General features: G+C 41.6%; 22 protein-coding genes and 2 pseudogenes. 17 read left to right on the forward strand and 7 right to left on the reverse strand.

Going from position 1 to position 25,324, the window contains the following annotated elements:
• Positions 1 to 643: 643 nt before the first annotated feature.
• Positions 644 to 1,882, forward strand: a pseudogene (locus HXT32_RS02310) (Na+/H+ antiporter NhaA); the annotation flags it as partial.
• Between the two features lie 73 nt (positions 1,883 to 1,955).
• On the forward strand, positions 1,956 to 2,759 hold the full coding sequence (locus HXT32_RS02315) for a TIGR00730 family Rossman fold protein (RefSeq protein ID WP_004108726.1): 804 nt from the start codon (positions 1,956 to 1,958) through the stop codon (positions 2,757 to 2,759).
• A 1-nt stretch (position 2,760) separates the two neighbouring features.
• On the opposite strand, the gene HXT32_RS02320 is transcribed toward HXT32_RS02315, so the two are convergent.
• The gene (locus HXT32_RS02320; protein WP_422119028.1) at positions 2,761 to 3,855 is read right to left on the reverse strand and encodes a succinate dehydrogenase/fumarate reductase iron-sulfur subunit; all 1,095 of its coding nucleotides are present in this window, start codon (positions 3,853 to 3,855) and stop codon (positions 2,761 to 2,763) included.
• A gap of 94 nt (positions 3,856 to 3,949) precedes the next feature.
• Between HXT32_RS02320 and HXT32_RS02325 the strand changes: the two genes are divergently transcribed.
• From HXT32_RS02325 to era, 6 genes are all read left to right on the forward strand, one after another.
• Complete coding sequence (locus HXT32_RS02325) at positions 3,950 to 4,747, forward strand: 16S rRNA (uracil(1498)-N(3))-methyltransferase (protein WP_415693016.1); 798 nt, start codon at positions 3,950 to 3,952, stop codon at positions 4,745 to 4,747.
• 113 nt (positions 4,748 to 4,860) lie between these two features.
• Entirely contained in the window at positions 4,861 to 5,223 is a 363-nt protein-coding gene (locus HXT32_RS02330; RefSeq protein ID WP_004106318.1) for a histidine triad nucleotide-binding protein, read from the forward strand.
• Positions 5,224 to 5,226: 3 nt separating this feature from the next.
• Positions 5,227 to 6,420, forward strand: coding sequence for a PhoH family protein (locus HXT32_RS02335; protein WP_004108736.1), 1,194 nt, complete (start codon positions 5,227 to 5,229; stop codon positions 6,418 to 6,420).
• A gap of 3 nt (positions 6,421 to 6,423) precedes the next feature.
• Entirely contained in the window at positions 6,424 to 6,990 is a 567-nt protein-coding gene (gene ybeY, locus HXT32_RS02340) for an rRNA maturation RNase YbeY (RefSeq protein ID WP_004108739.1), read from the forward strand.
• Positions 6,991 to 7,010: 20 nt separating this feature from the next.
• Positions 7,011 to 8,510 (forward strand): hemolysin family protein, encoded by a 1,500-nt coding sequence (locus HXT32_RS02345; protein ID WP_004108742.1) that lies wholly within the window; start codon positions 7,011 to 7,013, stop codon positions 8,508 to 8,510.
• 22 nt (positions 8,511 to 8,532) lie between these two features.
• On the forward strand, positions 8,533 to 9,594 hold the full coding sequence (era, locus tag HXT32_RS02350) for a GTPase Era (protein ID WP_004108744.1): 1,062 nt from the start codon (positions 8,533 to 8,535) through the stop codon (positions 9,592 to 9,594).
• 180 nt (positions 9,595 to 9,774) lie between these two features.
• Here the strand turns inward: era and HXT32_RS02355 are convergent, their stop codons facing one another.
• Positions 9,775 to 11,823, reverse strand: a complete 2,049-nt coding sequence (locus HXT32_RS02355) for an AMP-dependent synthetase/ligase (protein ID WP_012914232.1) — start codon at positions 11,821 to 11,823, stop codon at positions 9,775 to 9,777.
• A gap of 326 nt (positions 11,824 to 12,149) precedes the next feature.
• Between HXT32_RS02355 and HXT32_RS02360 the strand changes: the two genes are divergently transcribed.
• The 6 genes and pseudogenes from HXT32_RS02360 to HXT32_RS02385 all read left to right on the forward strand — a co-directional run bounded on the left by HXT32_RS02360 (position 12,150) and on the right by HXT32_RS02385 (position 16,739).
• A complete protein-coding gene (locus HXT32_RS02360) occupies positions 12,150 to 12,773 on the forward strand; it encodes a 50S ribosomal protein L25/general stress protein Ctc (RefSeq protein ID WP_012914231.1) in 624 nt (207 codons plus the stop codon).
• 245 nt (positions 12,774 to 13,018) lie between these two features.
• Positions 13,019 to 14,188 (forward strand): branched-chain amino acid aminotransferase, encoded by a 1,170-nt coding sequence (locus HXT32_RS02365; RefSeq protein ID WP_004108753.1) that lies wholly within the window; start codon positions 13,019 to 13,021, stop codon positions 14,186 to 14,188.
• A 140-nt stretch (positions 14,189 to 14,328) separates the two neighbouring features.
• On the forward strand, positions 14,329 to 15,042 hold the full coding sequence (locus HXT32_RS02370; protein WP_041160500.1) for a trimeric intracellular cation channel family protein: 714 nt from the start codon (positions 14,329 to 14,331) through the stop codon (positions 15,040 to 15,042).
• Between the two features lie 154 nt (positions 15,043 to 15,196).
• Positions 15,197 to 15,592, forward strand: a pseudogene (locus HXT32_RS02375) (transposase-like zinc-binding domain-containing protein); the annotation flags it as partial.
• Positions 15,593 to 15,901: 309 nt separating this feature from the next.
• Positions 15,902 to 16,459, forward strand: a complete 558-nt coding sequence (locus HXT32_RS02380; RefSeq protein ID WP_012914229.1) for a hypothetical protein — start codon at positions 15,902 to 15,904, stop codon at positions 16,457 to 16,459.
• 1 nt (position 16,460) lies between these two features.
• Positions 16,461 to 16,739 carry a hypothetical protein gene (locus HXT32_RS02385; protein ID WP_033888441.1) on the forward strand — a complete coding sequence of 93 codons (279 nt, stop codon included), beginning with the start codon at positions 16,461 to 16,463 and terminating at the stop codon, positions 16,737 to 16,739.
• Positions 16,740 to 16,836: 97 nt separating this feature from the next.
• On the opposite strand, the gene rpsT is transcribed toward HXT32_RS02385, so the two are convergent.
• Positions 16,837 to 17,097 (reverse strand): 30S ribosomal protein S20, encoded by a 261-nt coding sequence (gene rpsT, locus HXT32_RS02390; protein WP_004106518.1) that lies wholly within the window; start codon positions 17,095 to 17,097, stop codon positions 16,837 to 16,839.
• A gap of 262 nt (positions 17,098 to 17,359) precedes the next feature.
• Here rpsT and lepA point away from each other — a divergent pair, with 262 nt between their 5' ends.
• The 3 genes from lepA to HXT32_RS02405 are packed head-to-tail and all read left to right on the forward strand — an operon-like array spanning position 17,360 to position 21,072.
• Positions 17,360 to 19,240: a translation elongation factor 4 gene (gene lepA / locus HXT32_RS02395; protein WP_012914227.1), complete on the forward strand. Its 1,881-nt coding sequence runs from the start codon at positions 17,360 to 17,362 to the stop codon at positions 19,238 to 19,240.
• Positions 19,237 to 20,559 carry a radical SAM family heme chaperone HemW gene (gene hemW / locus HXT32_RS02400; RefSeq protein WP_288231033.1) on the forward strand — a complete coding sequence of 441 codons (1,323 nt, stop codon included), beginning with the start codon at positions 19,237 to 19,239 and terminating at the stop codon, positions 20,557 to 20,559. Before lepA ends, hemW begins: the two co-directional genes overlap by 4 nt.
• A gap of 57 nt (positions 20,560 to 20,616) precedes the next feature.
• Positions 20,617 to 21,072, forward strand: coding sequence for a tripartite tricarboxylate transporter TctB family protein (locus HXT32_RS02405; protein WP_415693015.1), 456 nt, complete (start codon positions 20,617 to 20,619; stop codon positions 21,070 to 21,072).
• Positions 21,073 to 21,270: 198 nt separating this feature from the next.
• On the opposite strand, the gene HXT32_RS02410 is transcribed toward HXT32_RS02405, so the two are convergent.
• From HXT32_RS02410 to HXT32_RS02425, 4 genes are all read right to left on the reverse strand, one after another.
• Entirely contained in the window at positions 21,271 to 21,720 is a 450-nt protein-coding gene (locus HXT32_RS02410) for a Panacea domain-containing protein (RefSeq protein WP_012914224.1), read from the reverse strand.
• Positions 21,721 to 21,935: 215 nt separating this feature from the next.
• Positions 21,936 to 22,868, reverse strand: coding sequence for a LysR family transcriptional regulator (locus tag HXT32_RS02415; RefSeq protein WP_012914223.1), 933 nt, complete (start codon positions 22,866 to 22,868; stop codon positions 21,936 to 21,938).
• Positions 22,869 to 23,048: 180 nt separating this feature from the next.
• The gene (locus HXT32_RS02420) at positions 23,049 to 23,699 is read right to left on the reverse strand and encodes an HAD family hydrolase (RefSeq protein ID WP_012914222.1); all 651 of its coding nucleotides are present in this window, start codon (positions 23,697 to 23,699) and stop codon (positions 23,049 to 23,051) included.
• A gap of 98 nt (positions 23,700 to 23,797) precedes the next feature.
• Positions 23,798 to 24,949 (reverse strand): ADP-dependent NAD(P)H-hydrate dehydratase, encoded by a 1,152-nt coding sequence (locus HXT32_RS02425; RefSeq protein WP_012914221.1) that lies wholly within the window; start codon positions 24,947 to 24,949, stop codon positions 23,798 to 23,800.
• Positions 24,950 to 25,324 lie beyond the last annotated feature (375 nt).

A 25,324-nucleotide genomic window follows, 5' to 3' on the forward strand; every position in this document is an offset into this window, starting at 1 on the left:
TATTTGATCTACTTGGTATCCGTAGTTTGTTTTAATTATACGCATGCTGCTAATACTATTTTAGTATTAGTTAATAATAAACTTTTATTTTTACTGTTACTTTTTTCTATAAATATTTTATTAACATTGCCAGCAATATGGTTGATAACAAAATTTACTGCATTTACTTACAAACTTTCCTCGATTGAGCACAGAGTTGATAAGTACTGTGTATTTTTAACTTGTTCTTCAATATTTATTATTGAGTTGTATAGTAAATTGATTTTTCTTTCATTGTATGCTTTTTTCAAATTCTCATTATTATTTATTATTCTTTTTGTTCCTGTTATAACAGTTTTTGTTGTATCGATATTAGATAAATCTTTGATTAAATGCAAAAAAATAACTGCATACATACCATTATTATTATACTTTTTAGTTGACATAGTTATTGTGTTTTTAATTGATTAGTTTCTGTTGTATACAACAATATTTTTACGTTAGTGTGTAGTTTTATTAACTCATAATATGAAAGAAAAAGTGAGTGTGTTAATATCTCAGTTTATACCTTTAAGATATACTAAAAATATTAATAAATTTTGGTATTGTGCTTCTTATGTTCTACATAATATGTATACCTATTTAAGGAGGAAATATTTACAATATGATACGACGCAGTTGGAGAATAGCTTGCAATATTGCAAATAATGAGCGAATTTCTGGATTAATTATGCTTGGCTTTGCTCTTACTGGCTTATTGCTTGCAAACATTCCTTTAACAGCGCCAATATTTGAAGCCATATCGCATACTCATGTAGGCATTCCGTGGACGAATATACATATGTCAATTGGTCATTGGGTGCAAGACGGCGTGCTTACTATTTTCTTCCTGTCAGTTGGCTTAGATTTAAAACACGAACTTATTGCTGGTTCGCTTTCTGATCCTCGTGCAGCTGCAATGCCAATGATTTGTGCTGTTGGTGGAATGATTGTACCTCCTTTACTGTTTGTTGCTACAGTAACTGTATTTTCTGAATTGCATGCCGGGCAGGAGATTATGCGTCTTACTTCTGGCGCTTTACCTTCGCTTGATATGGTTCGTGACGGGTGGGCGATACCTACGGCAACGGATATAGCTTTCTCTCTTGCTGTTCTTGCTTTATTTGCAAAAACTTTGCCACATGCTTTGCGCGCATTTCTTATGACTCTTGCTACAGTAGACGATTTGCTTGGAATAGCACTTATTGCTGTGTTCTTCTCGTCTCTTAACGCATGGTATTGGTTTGCTGGAGTAGTTGCTTGTGGTTTGGTTTGGACTACTTTAGTGCGTTTAAAGCGTGTTCCGTGGCCGTTGGTTGTAATAGTAGGAATTATGGCATGGATTATGATGTATGAAGCTGGTGTGCATCCAACTTTAGCTGGAGTAATGGTGGGTTTGCTAACTCCGGCGCATTTAGTTCATGGTGAAAAAACGCTTCGGGCTGAACGCTATCGTGAAAAAATTCAGCCTGTTTCTGCGCTGCTGGCTCTTCCAATTTTCGCTCTTTTTGCTACAGGAGTGCATTTTGAAACATTGACTTGGGAGTTGTTCTTCTCGCCAATTTTGATTGCTATCACTATTGCTCTTGTTGTTGGTAAACCTGTTGGAATTATGGTAACTGCTTGGATATCAAAGCGTGTTCTGGGCTTGAAAGTTCCTGATGGTCTTCGAGTAGTAGACTTAATGCCTACAGCATGTGCCTGTGGAATTGGTTTCACTGTTTCTCTTCTTATTGCTTCTCTTGCGTATTCTGACGCAGATTTGTCTGCTGAAGCACGTTTTGGCGTTCTTGTTGCTTCTATTATTGCTGCAGGAGTTTCTGGATTCTTACTTTCTATGCAATCAAAGCATATGGAAGAAGAATTAGATGAAGTTGAAGACTAATTTCAATTATTATTCTTAACATCTTTGCAAGTAAGTTTCTAATGGAGTAATTATGTCTAATAGTAAAGAGGATTTTTCAGTAGATGTTCCACCTTGGAATAACACGTATCATCGTGGTTCTGTTGTAATGCGCGGTTCTATGATTCCTAAGGAGAGCACTACAGAAACGCTTCTTCGTAACGATAACAATCAGCAGCTTGTTTCTGGAGTTGGTGTAGAAGTAGATAAAAGATGGGATTGGCGTAGTGCGGATCCGTGGCGTGCGCTTCGTATTCAAGCTGAGTTTGTTGATGGTTTTGACGCGCTTGCATCGTTAGGTAAAGCTGTTAGTATTTTTGGTTCTGCTCGAATAAAAGAAGATGATCCTGACTATTCTTTAGCTCGCACTATGGGTTCAGAGCTTGCAATACGTGGTTTTGCTGTTATTACAGGTGGCGGTCCTGGAATTATGGAAGCTGCAAACCGTGGTGCTGCAGAAGCTGGTGGTACGTCTGTAGGATTGGGGATTGAGCTTCCTCATGAGCAGGGTTTGAATAAGTGGATTAATCTTGGCATGCAATTTCGGTATTTTTTCGTACGCAAAACAATGTTTATGAAATATTCTTCTGGAATTATTGTGTGCCCTGGCGGTTTTGGCACAATGGATGAAATGTTTGAAGCTTTGACTTTAGTGCAAACGCATAAGGTTGCGCGCGTGCCTGTTGTTCTTTTTGGTACTTCGTACTGGAATGGTTTGATTGACTGGCTGAAGTCTACAGTAACTCAACGAGGTTTTATTTCTTCACTCGATCCGCACTTGTTTGCTGTTACAGACGACCCAATAGAGGCGGTGCGCATAGCATCTGGAATTGAATAATCTAAGAGTTTTTGCGTTCGTTTACAAGCGTTGTAAGCTGCCAAATTTCTTCGCCAATATCAATTCCGCGAGGGCATTGTCTTGAACATGCTCTAACTGACTGGCATGCGCTAATACCGTCACTGCCGTCTATTAGATCAAGGCGATGCTCTGTTGCGTTGTCTCTGGAATCGTAAATAAAACGAGCCGCGTTAACCAATGCTGCAGGACCAATAAAGGCTTCTCCGCCTGCATAAATTGGGCAAATTCCTTCGCAAGCACCGCACATAATGCAATTGCTCAAAAGCTCAAACTTTTTAAGTTCCTCAGGATGTTGCAAAAACTCAATAAGCTGGAGTTTCCCTTCAATATTTCTCGTAGAAACGTTAGATGCTTGCAAATAAGGTTCTAAGCGTTTTATTTGCGAAATCATAGGCGAAATATCGCAAATAAGATCTCGCTGAACTGCAAATCCTGAAAGTGGAGCAAGCTCAATAACACCAAAAGTGCCATTTTGCAAAGTGGTAGTCTCTTTAGATTTTTGCTGTAAAGTTGGCGATTTTGTCGACTGTGAGGAGCTGCTAGTAGTGCCAGTTTTTCTAAAGCCTCGAGATTGCACGCTATTTGTGCTTTCAGAACGTGCGTTTGCGCCAATAGTTGCACTGCATAGTAAGGTTGGCATGCCATTTACGTTTGCAGCGTCAGAACCGCAAACGCCGTGACCGCATGAGTAGCGGAAAGCTAAAGTTGGGTCGATTGTGCGTTTAATAGCTAGTAAACAGTCAAGAATAGTGTCAGTAGAATGAACGCGTAAACTGTAATCTTGAACCCAATGCTTACCTTGAATTCGTTTTGGAGAAGATTCGTAAGGTCCGGAAGATTCACTGGATTTACTAGATATTCTGGATTCACTAGATTCTGAAGAATTGTTTATGTTATTTTCTGAAGACTCTAGTTTTGCGAAAGGATTACTGCGCTTCCTGCGCGCAAAAGGACTTTCTCTGCGCTTGTGCTCCGTCTGTTTACTGTTTGAATTATCTTCAGATTTATCAAATGGAGTAAAACGTGAAATACGCAAAGTAACAAGCGCAGTGTTATCACCAAGCTCATTACTCATTGCAAACCTCCAATACGTACTGTTCTAGTTTGCCACAATACTTGCACAGAAACATTTTTTAGTACTTGGCGCATCCTCACGTTAGGCTTGAACTATGACTGACGCTTTATTTTTGCTTGATACTAATCACGATAATGCTCCTGTGCTTGCAGAAGGAATCGAAGAAGGGTGGACGATTGCGCTTCCATCTCAAGTAAAACGTCACGCTATATCCGCCATGCGGTTATCAGAAGGCGATGCTTTGCAACTTTCTGACGGCAAAGGCTTGCGCATTCACGCAAAGGTGACGGATGCCGAAAACGGCTTAGTCCGTGTAGAAGCATTTACTAGGGAAGCTCCTCGCACGACTAGACTTGCGCTTGTTCAAGCTTTGGCAAAAACAGGGCACGATGAGCAAGCAATTGATATGGCTACGCAAATTGGCGTGGATGAACTAATCCCTTGGTGTGCGGATCGTTCAATTGCAAAGTGGAAACCTGGTCGCACAGATAAGCGTTGGAGCCAAGTTTTACAGTCTGCTACAGAGCAATCGCGCCGAGCATGGATGCCTGAACTTCAAGAATGTGTTTCAAGCAAGCAAATAGTTGCAATATGTAGGCGTGCGTGCGTTTACGGAAATCTCGTAATTGTATTGCATCAAGACGCAACTGATTGCTGGAATCAAATAGAGCAAGCAGTAAATACTCTTAGCGAGCGCTGTTTGGAGGATGGTAAAGAGCGCACTGTTTACGTTTTAGTTGGGCCAGAAGGTGGTATTAGTGATGACGAAGTGTCAATGTTTATTGATGCTGGTGCTAAAAGCTGTGTTTTAGGTAGCAATATTCTTCGCGCATCTACTGCAGGTCCTGTAGCTCTTTCTCTTCTTTCGCGCGCTTTAGGACGTTACGAATAATCGCATAAATTGTATCTAAAAGTGCTCATAATTGTGTAAAATAGTAAGAAGCATGTCGATTGCTTTTTGGCTTTTGGCGTTGATTTCATTTAGTAGCAAATAGGGGAGAAACCATGAGTGATATCACTTACAATACTGATGCTGATTGCATTTTTTGTAAAATTGTTGCTGGAGAAATACCGAGCAGCAGAGTTTATGAAGACGATTCGGTAGTTGCTTTTAAAGATATTAATCCGCAAGCAAAAGTGCATGTGCTGATTGTGCCGCGCAATCACTATAAGAATGTTGCTGAGCTTGCTAGTAAGGCTCCTGAAACTTTGGCTCATATTGCTGGTGTTGCGCAAAAAATTGCTGATGATGAATTCAACGGTGATTATCGACTCGTATTTAATACTGGTATTGATGCTGGTCAAACAGTGTTTCATGTTCATGCTCATGTATTGACTGGCGAAAAACTTGTAGAAGGTAGCTTGTAAACCGTGACGAAAAGTACTACGCGTTTTGTGCAAATTCCTAGCGAATTAAGCTCGGTTGCAGTTTTAGGTGCTGCAGATGCTGGTTTGCGTGAAGTAGAACATGCTTTTCCAGAAGCAGATATTACTGTGCGAGGCAAAGATGTTCAAATTGTTGCTCGTTCAGCTAGAGCAGATGAAGATGCAGCTAAAGCTGAGTATGCGTTTAGGCGCATGATTGATGCAGCTTACGAGCAACCTATGGATGCGTACGAAGTAAGACGCATGCTTGAGCGTGATATTTTGCATAACGATGAACACAATGTGCGTATAAACCGTATCGGTCATGATGGTGGAGTGCTTGGGAATAGTATTATTTCTTCGTCGTATGCAATTAATAATTCTGTTTCGCGCGCTGAAAATGAGTTTTCAAGAGATTCAAGTGAGCTGTTGCCTTCTAGTGAAGAAGCTCATCGCCGTGCTATGAGCAGAAGAGCTCGAATGAGTAAAGGCGTGATTACGTTTGCTGGAGGAAATCCTGTTCGCGCAAAAACTGCTGGTCAAACAGCGTATGTGCAAGCAATGGATTGCAATATTGTAACGTTTGGAATTGGTCCTGCTGGTACTGGAAAAACGTATTTAGCAGTTGCTAAAGCTGTTCGTGCATTGGAAGATGGAAGAGTCCGCAGAATTGTTCTTACTCGTCCTGCTGTTGAAGCTGGCGAAAACTTAGGATTCTTGCCTGGTACTTTAAACGATAAGGTTGATCCATATTTGCGTCCACTCTATGATGCACTTTCTGATATGCTTGGATCTGCACAATTAAAACGCTATCTTGACGAGAATGTTGTTGAAGTTGCTCCTCTTGCTTATATGCGAGGTCGCACATTAAACGATGCTTTTGTTATTCTTGATGAAGCGCAAAATGCGACTGTTCAGCAATTAAAAATGTTCCTAACTCGACTCGGTTTTAATACAACCATGGTGATTACAGGAGATAGTACGCAGGTTGATTTAGCAGTTGTGCGTTCTGGTCTTGTTTCTATTGAGAAGATTTTGGGCGAAGTTAAAGATATTGCTTTTGTGCATTTGCAAGCAGAAGACGTTGTGCGTCATGCTTTGGTTGGTCGTATTGTGGAAGCATACGAAAATTACGATGCAATGCTTGAGCGTAAAAAACGTGAACGTACTAAAGAATCTACTGAGAGGAATAACAGATAAATCATGAGCATTGAAGTCATGAATGAAACAGTGTGGAATATTGACGCTAAAATCTTCTCAGATCTTGGAATGTGGGTTCTTCAACAAATGAAAGTAAGTACGCATTCGGATTTATCGATTACTTTTGTTGATCCAGAGCCAATTGCCTGTTTGCATGAACGTTGGATGAACCTAGAAGGCCCAACGGATGTTATGAGTTTTCCAATGGACGAGCTTACTCCTGGAAGCGATGAAAAAGTTTCTGAAGGAATGCTTGGAGACTTGGTGATTTGCCCGTGGGTTGCTCAACAGCAGGCGCTCGCAGCTGGGCACAGTACTATGGAAGAAATGTTGTTGCTAACTATTCACGGTATTTTGCATTTGCTTGGCTATGATCACACTACTCCGGAAGAAGAAAAGCAAATGTTTGGTTTGCAACGTCAACTAATGCTTACTTTTTTCGCTGCTCGATCTGGAGAATTGTATGATGCTACGTTGCCGGAAGGTGCAATAAACGAGCTTGAGCGTTACGATGCTGAGCATGAAGCGAGTAGCGTCAAAAATAAAAATAAAAATAAAAAACAGCATTAAAGCGCATTAAGAGCATAATTATGGAATATATTAAACGAATATTTTCTAGCATATCAGTTCCGCAATTGCCGTTGCATGTCTGGATTGGTTTAGCCGCATTGCTTGTGCTGGCAATGCTGCTTGTATGGCTTTCGCTTGCGATGGCTGCTGCAGAAGGTGCAGTGCCTAGAGTTACTCGTGCAAGCTTAAATAATCTTATGATTGAAGCGCAAACGCATGATGATGAAACTAGTGCCATAGTGCGTATGCGTCGAATTGCTAGAATCCATCGTGTAAAAAAACTGATTGCTGACCGTTATACAACTTCTGGAGCATGCGCTTTTGTGCGTGTGCTATGTAACGTTTTAGATGGAGTTTTGTTTGCTTCTTTAGCTGCATTTTTCGGCTCGCCTTTATGGGTAACTCTTATTATTGGTGTTGTTGTTTCAGTAGTTGTAGCTGTGATTTCTATTCTTGTTCGCCCACGTTCGGTTGGTGCGGCTCAACCTGTAGCAAAGTTGATGCGGCTTTCTCGCATTGTGTCTATTGCTATTGCGATTAATCCTTTAGTGCATATTGCTAGCGATGTTGACGTCACTTCTAGGAAAAAGCATGTTGATCCGTCAGATGATGAAGCTTTGGAAGATATTCAGCTGGATCAAGCAAAGGCTAGTATTGACCGACTTGTTGAAGCGAATGATTTCGATCCGGAAGTTTCGGAAATGATGCGCAATGTGCTCACGCTTTCAGATACTTTGACTCGCGAAATAATGGTACCTAGAACCGATATGATTTGCGTAAAAAGCGACGAAACGCTGGAAAATTTCCTTAAATTATGCTCTCGCTCAGGATTTTCTCGAGTTCCCGTCATTGGAGATTCTGTAGATGATTTAGTAGGTGTTGCTTATTTGAAGGATGCTGTACGCGCTACTGTGTTTAATCCTGCAGCATCTTCTAGAGCAGTTGAAACAATTAGCCGAGACCCTATGCTTGTTCCTGAGTCGAAGCCGGTTGACGATTTATTCCACGAAATGCAGCGAATTCGCCAGCATGTGGCAGTAGTGGTTGACGAATATGGTGGAATTGCTGGTTTGGTTACTATTGAGGATGCTATTGAGCAAATTGTTGGCGAGTTGGAAGATGAGCACGATCGCACTCAGCATGCAGATCCGGAAGAAATACGTGACGGCGTGTGGAAGATGCCTGCTCGAACGTCAATCGCAGATTTGGAAGATATTTTTGAAGTTCATATTGACGAAGACGATGTGGATACTGTGTTTGGTTTGCTTACGAAGTTGATTGGTAATGTGCCGATTGTTGGTTCCAGTGCTATTACAAGAGGACTAAAATTAACTGCTGTAGATTCAGCTGGTAGGCGAAAGAAAGTATCTACTATTTTAGTAGAACGAGATGCGCAAGTTTTGGAAGAGTCTAAGGATAATCAAAATGACATTAGCTCTTCCGAAAAATCTGCTGAAAGCAAACAAACCAATGCTTTGAAGCAAGCTAGTACTATGAAACAAACGAATATGCTGAAATAAAGAACTGGACGGTAAGAATAACGTGAATAATATTAACAACTTTGACGATACTGATGACTTCGATGACACTGATGACTTTGACGACGAGATGTTTGCAAATCTAGACGCTTCAACTTGCGCAACGATTTCTACTCCTGATTTTCACGGTTATCGTTCCGGTTTCGTAGCTGTAGTTGGTAGACCAAACGTTGGTAAGTCTACGCTTATGAATGCTCTTATTGGTACGCAAATTGCTATTGCGTCTTCTCGTCCGGAAACTACGCGTAAGGCTATTCGAGGGATTGTTACTACCGATAATGCACAAATGGTGTTGGTTGATACTCCTGGTATTCACCGTCCTCGTACGCTTCTTGGTCAGCGTTTGAACGATATTGTTGACGAGTCGCTTGCAGATGTTGACGCGATTGCATTTTTGCTCCCAGCAGACCAGGAAATAGGACCAGGAGATAGGCGAATTTTAAGCCGTCTTCGCTCTGATTTTGCTAAAAAAGATGAGAAGGGCAATTGGACTTGGAAAGTTCCGCTTATCGGTATTGTTACGAAAATCGATACGCTTAGTCGCAGTGAGTTAGTTACGCATTTGCTTCAAATTCAGCAGTTTGCTGATTTTACGGATATTGTGCCTGTGAGTGCGTTGGAACGTGACAATGTTGACGAAGTTAAGAATGTTTTGATTCAAAACTTGCCGGAAGGTCCGCAAATGTATCCGGCGGATCAGCTTAGTGAGGAAAGCACAGAAAGCATGATTTCGGAGCTTATTCGCGGCGCATTTTTGGAAGAGTTGGACGACGAGTTGCCTCATTCTTTAGCTGTTGTAGTTGACGATATTGTGTATCCGGGGGATGGCGAAGATACTCAATACGAAGACAACAAAGCGCATGTGCTTGTATCTGTTTATGTTGAGCGTGATTCTCAAAAGCCGATTATTATTGGTCATCGTGCGGAGCATTTAGTGCGCGTAAAGAAGCGTTTGCGCACGGCGGTAAATCGTATTACTGGAACAAAAGCTGTGCTTGAATTGCACGTGAAAGTTGCAAAAGGATGGCAGAGCGACCCTAAGAAGCTTGAGCGTTTAGGGTTCTAGTAGAGCATATTTTGCTTATTTCGATATTATTGGACAATTACTTAATTTTATTGTGCCTTAAGCCTAATGTGTTTGCACAAAATTGTCGTAAATTAATGCAAAACCGCGGCGAGCAAGTTGAATAAAACAAGTTAAGCCGCGGTTTTGCGATATGCACTTAGTTAAGTTAATTTAAACAAACTACTTTTTGCGCGTCGTATACATTTGTGTATTAAGTAAAGTAGTGTAACGCTTAATAACTCGTGGACGAATAATCTTCATAGACGCAGTCATTAAGCCGTTTTCTTGCGTAAACTCTTCTGGCAAAATAATGAACTTTCGCACAGATTCTGCGCGTGACACGCCTTCATTGGCAAGATCTATAAATTTTTGCACTTCAGCACGAACAACAGCATTATTAGCAGCCTCTTCCATGCTCATAGTGGCGTCAAGACCCTTGAGTTTAAGCCAATTTCGTAAAGTTTCTTCGTCTAAAGTAACAAGTGCAGAAATAAACGGACGCTTATCTCCAAGAACGAGAGCTTGAGACACAAGTTCGCATCTCTTAATCATCTCTTCAATAGGTCCAGGAGCAACATTCTTACCGCCAGCAGTAATAATCAAATCCTTCTTACGTCCGGTAATATAAAGCATGCCATCGTCGTCAATTCGTCCCAAATCGCCTGTTGCATACCATCCGTCTTTAGTAAATGAAGTTTCTGTTGCTTCATCGTTTTTGTGATACTTATGGAATACGCAAGTGCCTTTAATTTGAACTTCGCCGTCGGATGCGATTCGCAAAGTAAAAGCTGGGAATGCGATGCCAACAGAACCTTCTCGGAATGGAACTCCAATAGGAGTAAACGCGCATGGTGCAGTAGTTTCTGTAAGACCATAACCTTCGTAGACAGGAACTCCTGCTCCGCGGAAGAATGAAAGCAATTCAGGATCTAGAGGAGCTCCACCTGCAACAATCCAGCGTGCGCGACCGCCAAGAGCTTGACGAAGTGGACGATAAACAAGCGGATCGTAAGCAGTGCGGCGAGCTTTAGTAAGAGCTTTAGCATCACCAAATTCCTGAACTTCCTTCATATACTGTTGAGCCGTCACAACAGCACCCTGGAAAGCCAAGCCTTTAGCACCGTGACCAGCCTTCTGCGAAGCTGCGTTATAAACCTTCTCAAGAACTCGAGGGACAACGATCATAACCGTAGGTTTTGCAACTTGCAAATCAGAAATCAAAGTAGGAATACCTTGAGCAATATAAATGCGCAACGTACTTGCAACAACAATATAGTTAATTGCTCTTGCAAAAGAGTGTGCTTGAGGAAGGAACAAAAGCACAGAACCGTCTTTTTCGCTAAGCAAATTTGGCAAGTAAACAGGCAAATTCAACGCTGTAGTGCAATAGTGTTCGTGAGTCATTTCCACGCCTTTAGGTGCAGCTGTGGAACCAGAAGTGTAAACAATAGAGCACAAGTCTGTTTTCTTTACAGAATCAATGCGAGCATCTAGTTCCTCATCGCTAACAGCGTATCCGAAAGCTTGAAGTTCTGCTAAACCGCCTGTTTCAATGCAAATAATGCGTTCCAAGCTTGGGCATTCTTCAATAGCTCCATCAGCTTTATCTCGCATGTCAGTTGTTTCAACAATAAGGAAACGCGAGTCGGAATTATTCACAATATTGCGAATTTGCTCAGCTGAATCCGTGTCATAAATAGTTGCAAGAACACCACCACAAGCCATAACTGCTGCGTCGGTGACGTCCCACTCGTATGATGTTTTGCACATAAGGGCAACGGCGTCGCCTTTGCGCAATCCGTAGTGCATCAAACCTTTTGCAGCATCGCGTACTTCTTGAAGGAACTGATTAGCTGTTTTTGTGACCCACTTATCGTTTTCTTTATAAGTGTAAAGCGGATCGTCACCCATACGTGCTGCGCGATCTGCATATAAGTCATAAATGCTTGTGCCTTCGTCAAGAGGTGCTGCGCTTTCGGTTTTTGTGGTCAGCAAGCCTGTTTCCGGATCGATAAACGTCGTTGTTGGCATTTGCGCGCCCCACTCTTCTACGTGTGGAAGGCGTTGCTTTTGTGAAAGTAAAGTATTTGTGTTTTCTTGATCCGTATTAAGGTAGTCTGGTTCGCCTGCACGGTCATCGCTGACTGGGTGCGCGAAGTTACTGCCAATACGCAATGCTTTACGGGCAAGATTAAACGCTTGCTGTTGGAGTGCATTAAAAACGGACACATTTGCTCCTTCATTATGCCAAACGGCTTGCGGATTAAGCGCACATCATAGTATCATGCTATGCACTTGCATACTATTAACTATAATAATCGTTCGTATGCTCAAGTAGCAGTTATATTCGATTTGATTAGTAATAATTTTGTATTTGCCATAAGTCGTAGCCTGTCGTTAGAATGGCAAAGTTGCTTTGGCGAGGGAATATGCCGCTAGCTTTGTGGCAGAGTTCCGTTATCGACTGGGCTGATAGCCTCTTATGGTTTTCGGCGCGTCGGTGCGCCTGAAGCTGGATTAACAAACTAAACTATCCAGACCATAAGGAGACCGATATGGCTACAAAAATTACTCTTGAAGGCGAATTGCGCACTGAGTTTGGTAAGGGTGTTGCTCGTCGTTTGCGCGTAGCTAAGCTGATTCCAGCAAGCCTTTATGCTGGCGGTGCTGAACCAGTGCATGTTACTCTTCCAATGCGCGAAACCACTTTGGCTTTGCGTCACGCTAATGCTTTGTTCACTATTAAGTTTGGCAAGGAATCTCGCATTGCAGTTGTTAAGGATGTTCAGCGTAACCCTGTTAAGCGCATTGTAGAACACATTGACTTCTACGAAGTTAAGGCTGGCGAAAAGATTGACGTTGAAGTTCCAGTCTTCGTTGAAGGCACTCCAAAGGGTGCTGCAGTTGCATTCGTGGATGTCCAGGAGCTCAAGGTTCGCGCAGACGTTGCTAACTTGCCAGAGCGTTTGGTTGTTAACGTTGATGGTTTGACCGACGGCATCAAGGTGTTTGCTAAGGATGTCAAGCTTCCTGAGGGTGTTGAGCTCGATATGGATGGCGAAGAATCCGTTGTGAGCGTCACTGTTCCTGAAGATGCTGCTACAGCCGAAGCTGCTGCTCCTGCTGCAGATGCTGCTGCCGCCGCTCCAGCTGCTGCTCCTGCTGCAGAAGAAAAGTAAGTTAACGTATTCACTTATAACTTATAAAATAGTTTAAAATTTTAAGCCGCATAAGTCAGTTCTTATGCGGCTTTTTGTATAAATCAATGAATTTGCTAAATAAATTTTAGTTTAAAGCGTATTTCTTGAAATATTTTTTGAAAAATTTTGGCGTGTAAGTTTTGCGAAAAACAAGAATCGTATTATTCTATACGTTAATTGCGGTAAAAGGCAAGTAGAAATAATCCACATAGAAAAGAGACATAATGGCTGATTTAGAAGTAGCTCCAGAGTTTTCTGACGCTTATGAGTCTTATGATCATAGCGATACAACTCTGTTGAACAAATTGGCTGGCAACTTTGAAGTTCTGCCGAATGATAATCCAGTTTCGGACGCAAAGCGCAACGAACTTATTGATAAGCCTGCTTTCGGTCAGATTTTCTCCGACAATATGGTTCATATGTCTTGGACTAAAGGCGAAGGATGGTCTGATCGTCGTGTAGAGCCTTATGGTCCATTGAAAATGGATCCAGGTGCATCTGTGTTGCACTATGCTCAGGAGTGCTTTGAAGGTTTGAAGGCTTATAAGCGCGCCGACGGCTCTATTTGGCTTTTCCGCCCAGATATTAATGCTGCTCGTTTCCAAAATTCTGCTAAGCGTTTGTATTTGCCGGAACTCTCTATTGATGATTTTATTGGATCGGTTGCAGCCTTGGTAAAGCGAGATAAGCAATGGGTTCCGAGCCGTCGAGAGTATACGCTTTACATGCGTCCATTCATGTTTGCTTCCGAGCCGTTCCTCGGTGTGCGCGAAGCTCACGAAGTTGAATACTGTGTTATCGCTTCTCCATCCGGCCCATACTTCAAGGGTGGTTTGAAGCCTGTTAGCATTTGGGTTGAAGATCAGTGGTTCCGTACTGGTCCTGGTGGTACTGGTTTTGCTAAGTGCGGTGGAAATTACGCTGCTTCCTTGCTTGGTGAATACAAGGGTATTGAGCACGGTTGCGAGCAGGTGTGCTTCGTCGATGCTGCAACTAAGACTTATTTGGAAGAGCTTGGTGGCATGAATATGTTCGCACTCCACAAGGATGGCCATTTGGAAACTCCATCTCTTACTGGCAGTATTCTTCCTGGCGTTACGCGTCGTTCTTTGATTCAGCTTGCTGAGGAAGCAGGACATAAGGTTGTTGAAACCATGATTCCTCTTCAAGGGTTGCTTGACGACATTCGTTCTGGCGAGGTTACTGAAGTCTTTGCTTGCGGTACTGCTGCAATCATTACGCCAATTGGTCGCTTTAAGTCCGATGAATTCGATCTTAAGGTTGCCGATGGTGGTGTTGGTGAGTTGACTCAGGCTTTGCGCGATGAGTTACTTGGCATTCAACTCGGTGATGTCGAAGATAAGCATAACTGGATGTGGAAAGTTTGCGACTGATTTATATAAGTTAGTTAATATTATCTAATCTAATGTTGCTTATGGCGCGTTGTACTCTATATTTAGATATCGTATAGAGTACAACGCGTTTGTTTGTTATGCGCGCAGTGTTTTGGTGAATTTATTTGAAGGGAAATGCTTTGGAAGGTGCGTTAGGGGATAACATCTTTTTTCTTATAGTTGAGTATGTTGCTATGGGATGTTGTGGCATGGTTGGCGGCATGTGGGCTATTCGTAAGAATTATGATGTTTTTGCGATTATTACTACGTCTTGGATAACTGCATTGGGTGGCGGTATTGTTCGTGATGTGTTGCTTGGAGCATTGCCGCCTGTTGGTATTGCTGATCGTGGTTTTGTTATTACAGGTTTGCTTTCTGGTGTTATTGTGGCTGTTGCTCACCCTGAGATTGATAAATGGCGTTGGCTTATGCTTACGCTTGATGCTTTGGCATTGGGTTTGTTTGCGGTGAATGGCACAGCAAAAGGCTTGGATTTCCACATGTCTGGTATGGCTTCAGTATTTTTAGGAATGGCAACTGCTTTAGGAGGCGGTTTGATTCGCGACATGATTTTGAACCAAGTTCCTGTTATTGTGCGGGATAAGCATTGGTACGCTTTCCCTGCTTCAGTGGGATGTGTACTAACCGTTTTTGTTGTAAAAGCAAGGCATGCAGGTTATTTTGGTTTAACTGTTGAAATATTGCTTGATGTCCTTATTGTTGCTCTTGTTGTTGCAATGCGTTTGTTGTCTGTGAAACTAGATTTAACTTTATTTGGAGCAATGAACCGCACGGAACCTATTAAGGTTAGACGTCCTCGTATTCGTCGTATTAATAATCGTCGTCATCGTTAATATTGGGTAAGCGGCAAAAAAGTGTGTCTAAAAACCCGAGTTTTCGTTGAAATACCAAGGGAAGCTCGCTGTCATTAAGCTAAAAAGCTTAACATTTAGTATTACTTGACATTGAAAACAAATAGAGGTATAAGGCGTGCGATGTGCTTAATACATGCCTAGATTAAGTAGTAAACGCTGCCCAATATGCTCTCATTCAATGAAGAGAAATGGTAGAACACGTAAAGGTGCTATCCGTTGGAGATGTACTGCATGTGGAATGTCTTTTACAAGGAAACGTGAAGATATTACACATGTAGCACAATTTGATAAATTCATTCATTGGATTATGGGAAACCAGACTCAATGTGAAGCCTGTCCTAGTGGTTCTGATAGAACATGGCGATATCGGATTGAATGGTATTGGAATGTTAAACCAGAATTACCCGAGACAGGCGAAATTTATGACTATGTTCAAATCGATGGAACATACCTTCCATACGGGTGGTGTTTATTAACCGCGGCAAGCAAGGGTAAAGTTATTGCTTTGCAATGGTGTAACAAAGAAAATTATTGATGACCAGCAATCAATTGGGTCTTCGGGTTTCGATACAAGCTTTGACTTATGTAGGGCAGATTACTACCCAGATATATCAATTAGAAAAGGAACACTACACTAACGACACGCCTGAATAAACACGTTTACAGACACACTTTTGCCGCTTACCTGATTATGACGGCGTTTCTATCAATCAAGTATTATATTATCGCCTTGTGAGCATAACAACGTGAATCGCTCACCACATGTTTGGCCAACATGCTGTTTACTGGAATACGCTTACTCACTAATTGATAAGGCCAATATTAGAGAGGTCATCTTATGATGAAGAAAGTTAGTTCATTGTTAATAGCTGCAGCATCATTACTTGGAAGTATGGTGTTTGCAACTCCATCTTTTGCAGTTCAATCAACATCACAATATGGGAATTTTAAGTCTGAAATGAGAGGATTGCGTTCTCCAGATGGTCGACGTTCAATTGTTCCAGTATCTGGACAAGGATTGAATGTGCATACGCTAGCTGGTGATACTATCGTAGTAAAGAATAATATAGCTACTTGGAGAGATGCAACAAATCATACTATAGCAACTATCAATTTAACAGTTCATGACGGGCAGCATGTTGATTTTGGTTATAGCAAAGTTCTTCATAGGATTGCTCCTACTGTTTCCTTAGAGACAGCTTTAGAACGTGGTGGAAAGAAACATCATTGTATTCCTAAATGGATTGGTGTGGGATGGAATGTTTTATGGGATGCAACAGTTTGTACTCCATTATCACTTGGTATTTCTGGATTGGCGTCACCAATTGCTGGTGTTTCGGCTGATATAGCTTGTAGCGCTGCAGGTGGCACTTTGACAGCAGCATTGGGGTGTTAATATGGATGATGCAACTATTTCGAAGAAGCATGCCACAACAGGGCATCGGTCATGGCTTGCTTCGTTTGCTACCATTTGGCTGACGAGTGTTGTTTTCTCGTGCATCAATCATTTACCTTGGTATGCCAATGCTATTTCAGGGGTAATCTTGCTGATCGCAGCGTTTGTATGCCATGCATTGTTGCAGCATCACCATGTGAAGCCGATGGATTACGTGGTGTTTGCTGCTGCCGTGGCAGTTATACTCGTAGTGGTACTCGTATTGGCGTATATCGTCTAAATTACGTTGCCGATAGAGTGATATAAATAATCCCCAGCACCGATTGGTACTGGGGATTTTCCTTACATGCTGTGTTATGCAGTTACCTGCACAAACTTCACAGAGCGTTAATCGCTACAGCAAGACCAGACTTGCGGTTTGCAGCCTGATTCTTATGAATCACGCCACGACCTGCAGCCTTGTCAAGCTTCTTAGCGGCTACTGCGAAAGCGGCCTGCGCTGCAGCCTTATCACCAGCGGTGATGGCTTCACGAGTAGCACGAATAGCAGTCTTCAAAGCAGACTTTACTGCTACGTTACGCTTATGTGCTTTCTCGTTAGTGAGAACACGCTTTTTCTGCGACTTAATGTTTGCCACTGTTACTCCAAACGACGTTTGCTATATAAGGACATACAAATGATAAGTGTATCATGCTTATTAGATAAATATAGTAGTTTATATAATTAATTTGTTATTGTTGGTTTAATTAAAAACTTATTGAATATGCTATTTAATAAATAACTTTCGTATTTTGCACTTTACGCTAAGGTAGTAGATTTGCTAATATTGATTAGTTATAGTGCTTGATTTATGTTTGCATGTTTTCATGTATTCGCATTCTTAAAAGGAGATATTTGCCTTGATTACACCGCATAACCAGCCAGGATTTACGGATCAATCGTTGATACGCAATTTCTGCATTATTGCGCATATCGATCACGGCAAGTCTACTGTAGCTGACCGCATTTTACAACTTTCAGGAATCGTGCCAGAGCGTGAAATGCGAGACCGTTTCTTGGATCGCATGGATATTGAGCAAGAGCGCGGTATTACTATTAAATCTCAGGCTGTTCGAGTGCCGTGGACTTTTGAAGGCAAAGAGTATTCGCTTGGCATGATTGATACTCCTGGTCACGTCGATTTTACTTACGAGGTTTCACGCGCGCTGGCAGCATGCGAAGGTGCGGTGCTGCTTGTTGACGCAACTCAGGGCATTGAAGCGCAAACGCTTTCTAATCTTTATATGGCAATCGACCACAATTTGACGATTATTCCTGTGCTTAACAAAATCGACTTGCCAAGCGCAGAGCCAGACAAGCATGCTGAAGAAATAGCTGGATTAATTGGTTGCAAGCCGGAGGACGTGTTGCGCGTTTCTGGTAAAACCGGCGAAGGTGTTAAAGACTTACTTGATCAAATTGTGCTGGAAGTTCCAGCCCCAAGCGGAAATCCTGATTCTCCTGCTCGCGCGCTCATTTTTGATTCAGTATATGATTCGTATCGCGGAATTGTCACCTATATTCGTATGGTTGATGGCGAACTTAAGTCGCGCGAAAAATTGCATATGATGGGAATCGGCATGACGCACGATCCTATTGAAATCGGCGTTATTAGCCCAGATATGACTCCAACAAAGGCGCTTGGAGCTGGGGAAGTAGGTTACGTAATTACAGGCGCAAAAGACGTGAGTCAATCTAAAGTCGGCGACACTATTACTAGCGCCGTAAATCCTGCATCTGAGCCTTTGGATGGCTACCGCGACCCTAAACCTATGGTTTACGCAGGTCTTTTCCCAATTGATAACGCTCAATTCCCAGATCTTCGAGATGCTCTCGACAAGCTAAAACTTAATGATGCAGCTCTTATTTACGAGCCAGAAACGTCTGTTGCGTTGGGCTTTGGTTTCCGTTGTGGATTCTTAGGTCTTCTACACATGGAGATTGTTTCAGAGCGCTTAAGCCGCGAGTTTGGCTTGGATCTTATTTCCACTGCTCCTAACGTAACTTATGACGTCACTAGCGAAGATGGTAAAGAACATCACGTAACAAATCCTAGCGAGTTTCCAGAAGGCAAGATTAAGCGCATTATTGAGCCAATGGTTGCTGCAGATATTATTACGCCGAAAGAATTTATTGGTGCTGTAATGGATTTGTGCCAGGATCATCGCGGAGAAATGGGCACAATGGAATACATTAGTGCAGACCGCGTGGAAATGCATTACAGGATTCCTCTTGCAGAAATCGTTTTTGACTTCTTTGATCAGCTTAAAAGCCGCACAAAAGGCTATGCTTCTCTTGACTACCACGAAGATGGCGAGCAAGCTGCCGATTTAGTGAAAGTTGATATTCTTATTCAGGGAGATAAGGTTGACGCTTTTAGTGCGATTGTGCACCGAGATAAGGCTTATTCTTACGGCGTTATGATGACTAAGAAGCTTCGTGGACTTATTCCTCGTCAGCAGTTTGAAATTCCAATTCAGGCTGCAATTGGCTCTAGAATTATTGCTCGTGAAACTATTAGCGCTCTTCGAAAAGACGTGCTCGCTAAATGCTACGGCGGCGATATTACGCGTAAACGTAAGCTTCTTGAAAAGCAGAAGGCTGGTAAGAAGCGCATGAAGATGCTCGGACATGTTGAAGTTCCGCAGGAAGCATTCGTTGCGGCTTTGGCTACAGACGAGAGCGCAAACGATCGCGATACTAAAGATAAGATTCGCGCAGCGCAAAAGTCTGAAGGATGAGTTTAGAGTTGGATGCTGAATTAAATAAATCAGCTATGCAAACTGAAAGTATGCCTTTTGAAGTGTACGTGCACGTGCCGTTTTGCTTGCGCCGCTGCGGTTATTGCGATTTTAACACGTATACTGCTCGCGATTTGGGTGAAGGTGCAAGTCGCGAAGGTTATGCGGATGTTGCGATTCAAGAGATGCGTCTTGTAAAAAAATGGCAGGAATATCACGGAATTTTCGAACCTAAAGCGCAATCTGTTTTCTTCGGTGGAGGCACTCCAACAGTTCTTAAAGCGCAAGATTTAGTGCGAATTTTGCAAGAAATACGCAACTTGTGGGGGTTTAATAAAGACGCGGAAATAACTACTGAAGCAAATCCGGATACTGCAGACGAAAAGTATATTGAAACGCTTGCAGAAGGCGGATTTACGCGAATATCTTTCGGAATGCAATCAGCAGTGCCGCATGTTCTTAAAACTCTTGACCGCACGCATACTCCAGAAAACGTAACTCGCGGTGTAAAAGCAGCAAACGCATGTGGTTTGCGTTCAAGTGTTGACTTGATTTATGGCGCTCCGGGAGAGAGTCTAGACGATTGGCGAGAGTCAGTAGAAATGGCTTTAAGCCTAGGTGTTAACCATATTTCTGCATATGCGCTAACGGTAGAGCCGCGCACAAAAATGGGTCGTCAAATCGCTGCTGGCACTATTCAAGCGCCAAACGACGATGATGAAGCTCAAAAATACGAGTTGGCAGACGAACTTTTTAACTCTGCTGGATTACAATGGTACGAGATTTCTAATTGGGCGCGTCCGGGTTTTGAATCTCAACATAATCTTGGCTACTGGCGAAATATTGATTGGGCTGGAATTGGTCCTGGAGCACATTCGCACTACAATGCTGCCAATCGTATTAGTAAACAAAGCATGGATGATAGTGCTTCTTTAGCTAATCCAAACGAGTTTTATAACCTTCGCTCATGGGATATTTTGCACCCAAAACGATGGGCGCATGCTATAAATCTTGGAAATGTGCCGTGGCAAAACTACGAGTGTATAAATGCTGAAGATGCGCTTATTGAAGAAGTAATGCTTGAGCTTCGCATTAAAGAAGGTCTTAATATTTTGCAATTGTGCGAAAAGATGCGCGAAACTAATAAGGTGTTCGATGATTCGCATTTGCAAAAAGTGTTACGCGAAGTGTGTAAGGAAGATTTGGCAGTGTTGCACGAAAATCGCATTATCGCAACACGCAAAGGTAGGCTGCTCAACGATTTATTAATAGAAAGAATTGTCGACGCGTGTGAAGAAGGCCTTACCGTGCTAAAATAGTGCGTATTGTGTCATAAATGCTTGATATACGAAAATTCAATGTAGAAAGGAACAATCATGGCAAACCGCAAAGAGCGTCGCGCGAAGGAAAGGCAGAGCCGCAAGGGGATTCCTTCTCAATATGATGAAACAAAAGGTCGCGCTCGCGGAGGCATGATTGACGAATACAATTTACAAGAACGCTCTAGAAGACTTCAAGAGAGGGGAACTGGTCCTTGGAAGCCAACTTCTAACGTGACAGCTGAGGAGGAGAGACTGGCTCGCAATGTTAAGCGATCTCAGTTGGGCGATGATACTTGGAATGTTGTTCGTAAAGTTGTCGGAGTGTTTTCCTGGGCTGTGATTTTGCTTTCCGCGTTTGCTTTCTTGGTGATTATGTGGCTTCCTAGCCAGCCTATTGTGCTTGTTGTGGTAGTTTCCGTTTTGTTTGCATTAGGCGTGTTTGGCTTGTTCTTTAGCTTTAGTAATTCTAGGCAGAATCCGCGCCTTGACGAGCACGGCACTGCGATTTAGATGTACTTATAAAATAAGAATGTTTTTTAATGATTAAGGTGGGCACTTGCTAATAACAACGTGCTCGCCTTAATTATTTGTGTGTTACAATTTGTGCATTGTGTATTCTCTGCTTTTTGTATGTTGCACTTTCTACCTGTTATGTCTATTGCGATTACGTACTTTTTAGCGAGTGCTATTTCAAGAAGGATTTTGCTACTACGCAATCGGATGTTTCAAATAATAATCTCGCATTGACTTCTTGGAAATTATTTCCTCGCTGCCTTGATTTGCAGATATGCCGATTCTCGCGCGAATCCACGGATCTTCTTTATGCGTTCTTTCGCTGAGCTGATTTCCTGTAAGATTTCCAAGTTTTGCGCACACTTCCTCTATAATCTTGACCTGCTCATATTCTAAAGTTGCGCATCTTTCTGGAAGAGAAATCAGTAGTTCTTCTTTGCGAATTGTGAATCTTCCTCGATGCCTGTTAAATAGTTCCAATGAAACCGGACCGTTCGTCCAAGCTTCAAAATCTTCCGGAAATAGTGACAATCCAGTTGTAGCTAAGCTGTGCGCTTGAGAATAATACACAAGCTTCTGCAGCTTCATAGTTGTCATTGGTCCCATAATTTCCAATATTTTTGCCGCTACATTAATAATGCCCATCACGCATCTCCTTTTTCTTTGCAACAAATTAATAGCGATTTTATGAATGGAAAAAGTGAGCGTCAATTCGATTAAAGAAATGTGGACAACTTGTATTATGAGTTATTTTTTAGTTTGTGTTATTTTGCAAGTTCAACTTATTTGATTGTTGTTTTGCGAACTAATCATTTAATAGTTCAACATGCAATAAGTTAATAAGCGAGTAAGTTAATAAACTAATTTCGTGAATCTATAAGCGCGTAGCCATGTCTTACAAGCACAGATTTAAGTTGCGTAAGATAAGCGAGTGAAGCTCTTGAAAGCTTCGTGCGCTCGTTGGTAATCCAGCCAACAAGCATAGTGTCATCACATTCAAGCGGAATAGTGACAATTTTTTCATTGTTTAAATCGCCGTTATCTATTCCAGTGCAAACAGTGTAACCATTCAACCCAATAATAAAGTTTAAAATGGTAGCGCGGTCAGAAACGTTGATCTTTTTCGGTGGGCGAGTAGGCCAAACCGCTTCTTCTGCGAAGAAGAAACTTCCTTCTTCTCCCTGTTCGTATTGAATAAACGGATACGGTTTCAAATCTTCCAAGCTCAAGCTTTTTCGCACTGCAAGCGGATTATTTCTAGAAAGAAAAACATGCAATTTTGCTCGGAAAAGCGGGTGGAATTCCAAATGTTTTTCACGAAGCAGCTTGCCGATTACATCCTTGTTGTAGTCAGAAAGATAAAGAATTCCAAGGTCTGCGCGCATATCGCTTACTTGCTTAATGATATTTTTTGTGCGCGTCTCGCGAATTGAAAACTCGTATTCGTTAGAATGAATACTGCGAATCATATCGACGAATGCTTCAACAGCAAACATGTAGTGTTGTGTTGCAACGCTGCATAATTGTGGGCGAGGCTTCGTACTTTTGTATCGTTCTTCAAGAAGATCCGCCTGCTCAATTACTTGTCGAGCGTACGTCAAAAACTCAGCTCCATCAGCTGTTAATGCAATTCCTTGAGTGGATCTAGTGAAAATTTCAATGTTAAGTTCTCTTTCAAGCTCTTTTACAGAAGAGCTCAATGCTGGTTGTGAAATATATAGTGCTCGTGCTGCTTCATTCATTGAACCGCAGTCAACGATTTTTACAATATACTTCAGTTGTAGCAAAGTCATACGAGCTTCTTTCGTGAGCTAAAAGTTACGATAATCATCAAAAATCACATAAATGAGCCGCTAACGAATCTAGCAAAAGGTATAGGCATAACCTAATTCTTAGTTGTCATAACCATAGTTCCACATAACCATAGTTTTATATATAATCTTAGTAGTATAAGCTAAATATTTAAGCAATTATTAAAGATTTACTCCTATTGAAGCTAAATCCTTACGCGCTTGCTCTGCAGTTGTAAAAACAAATCCATGCATGCCAACTCTATGAGCTCCATCAATATTTGCTGGCTTATCGTCGAAGAAAACAGTTGTTTGCGGATTTAATCCAAATCTACTTATAGCAAGTTCAAAAATTTCCGGTTCTGGCTTATGCAAATGCTCAACACCGGAAATAATGGTTCCTTGCAAAAGAGTAGAAAGTTCTGGGAATTTGCGTAACGCAAGTGGGAAAGTTTCTTTAGACCAATTTGTTAAGCCCCATACGCCGTATCCAGCTTTACGTAAATCATGCAATAAATCAACCATTCCAGGCATCATTCGTGTCAAAACTTGGTCATAATGAGCGCAATACCAACGGAAAGCTTCAGCAAGTTCGCTTCCAAAGCGACGTTCGTATTCAGGCATAAGATCTTTCAAAAGCTCGCCGCCATCCATGCGGTCCTCAAATTCATAGAACCCGGCTAAATCGTTCTTTCCAAAGCTTCCATTAGGGCAAATAGTATCAACTAAATTCGGGAACTGGTTTTGCAAACAGTTTCGGCAATTCCATTCGAGTAGAACTCTGCAATAATCAAACATGACGTCATGGATCTCAATATTTTGTGCGTTAGTCATTTATTTCTACTCCTTCTATTTTGTTTCATACGTTATTTTACATTCGCGTATTTTGTTTCATGCGTTAATTTTGTACACTGCTGATATTATTCCGCGCGCTACTTTATATTAATAAGAATCCCAAGAACATGCGGTAATGCATTTATAATGTCGCTTGCCACAATTGGATGTTCCAAAGTTAAAGCACGCTTTGATTTCACTATGTCTTGCACTAGTTGAGTGTAATTGTTTCCTCCGCTACTGCGTGACGCAAATACTGCGCAAACTCCATGAATCACAGCTGCGCTCGCTGCAATAAGTGCGTAATTTTTGTTGTTCGCATTGTTTTTCTCGTTGTTGTTCGCGTTGTTTTCGTTATCTTTTTCGTGCTGAGCCAGCAATGCTCCTAAAATTCCTGCTAGCACATCTCCTGAGCCTGCAGTTGCTAGCCAGGATGGAGCGTATTGTGCAATATAAATAGGAGAGTGCAATTTTGATGGTGATGCAACTGCTGTTGTTGCGCCTTTAACTAACACAGTTGCTCCAGTAAGATCGGCTGCTTTTTGAGCGTAGTGTGTTGGGTTGCTGGCTATTTGTTGTGCGCTTACTTCTAAATCGTATCTAGTAAAAAGCGAGCTTAATTCTCCTGCGTGAGGTGTGAGAACTACTTTTTCGCAAACTTGTTTTGGTAGTAAGTCTAATGCTCCAGCATCTACGCATATTGGCGGAAGATTGTTATTTAATTGCGTTTCAGCGTTGTCGTTTTTGTTGTCGTTTTTGTTGTCGTTTTCGTTTTCGTTGGAGTATTTTGCAAGTATGCTAGCAATGTATTTTCTTTGAGATAAAGCCGTTTCGTCGTTGCAATGGCTTTCGTCTGGTATGCCGCATCCAACTGTTATTGCGTCGATTTTTCCGTTTAATTGTTCGTATGCTACTACTTCAGGGGATGCTTGCAATACTAAATTTTGTGCACGAAGAGGACCTGAATAACGGACCATTCCAATATTTGCATGTATTGCAGCGCTTGTGCTTAACACTGCTGCTCCGGGATAGTCGTTTGAACCGGTAATTACGCCTAGAACGCCTCTTGAATATTTATTATCGCTTGCATGAGGCGTGCGCAATGGTGTGGAAGCAAGATGAATATCTACTGATATTTCATTATTTGCAGAGTTTTTAGCGTCAGTGTGCGAACTGTCAGGTTTTGCAATGTAATTCATACCATCTGTATTGCCAAACATAGTATTAAGTGTAATCGTCATTAAGCACATGCAGAGTTGGCTAAACATGTGTATTACTGTCTAAACTTATGTATTGTTACAATTTGTAAACATTTTGAAAATATTTGTAATTTTTTTGTTATTCTGCGTGTCGTGAATATTATGGCGTGTCGCTACTAGTTTTGCGTAAAAAATAAACAAAAATGCCTGATTAATAAATTTGTCCAAATGTTATAATCACATTTATTTTTTCGTTGGTATATTAACGTTTTTTAATGCAAGATAAAGCAGAAAGCAGCATGGTCTTTTTTGAAATTTTGCATTATAGCAGATGAAAAATTCACGAAACGCATTTTTGCAAAAATAATTATATTTTTTCACATTTTTTATTGACCGTCACGTATATTTTTCTTATGCTATAAGCGT

The organism is Gardnerella sp. DNF00747 (assembly GCF_049262675.1).
Classification (GTDB): domain Bacteria; phylum Actinomycetota; class Actinomycetes; order Actinomycetales; family Bifidobacteriaceae; genus Bifidobacterium; species Bifidobacterium swidsinskii.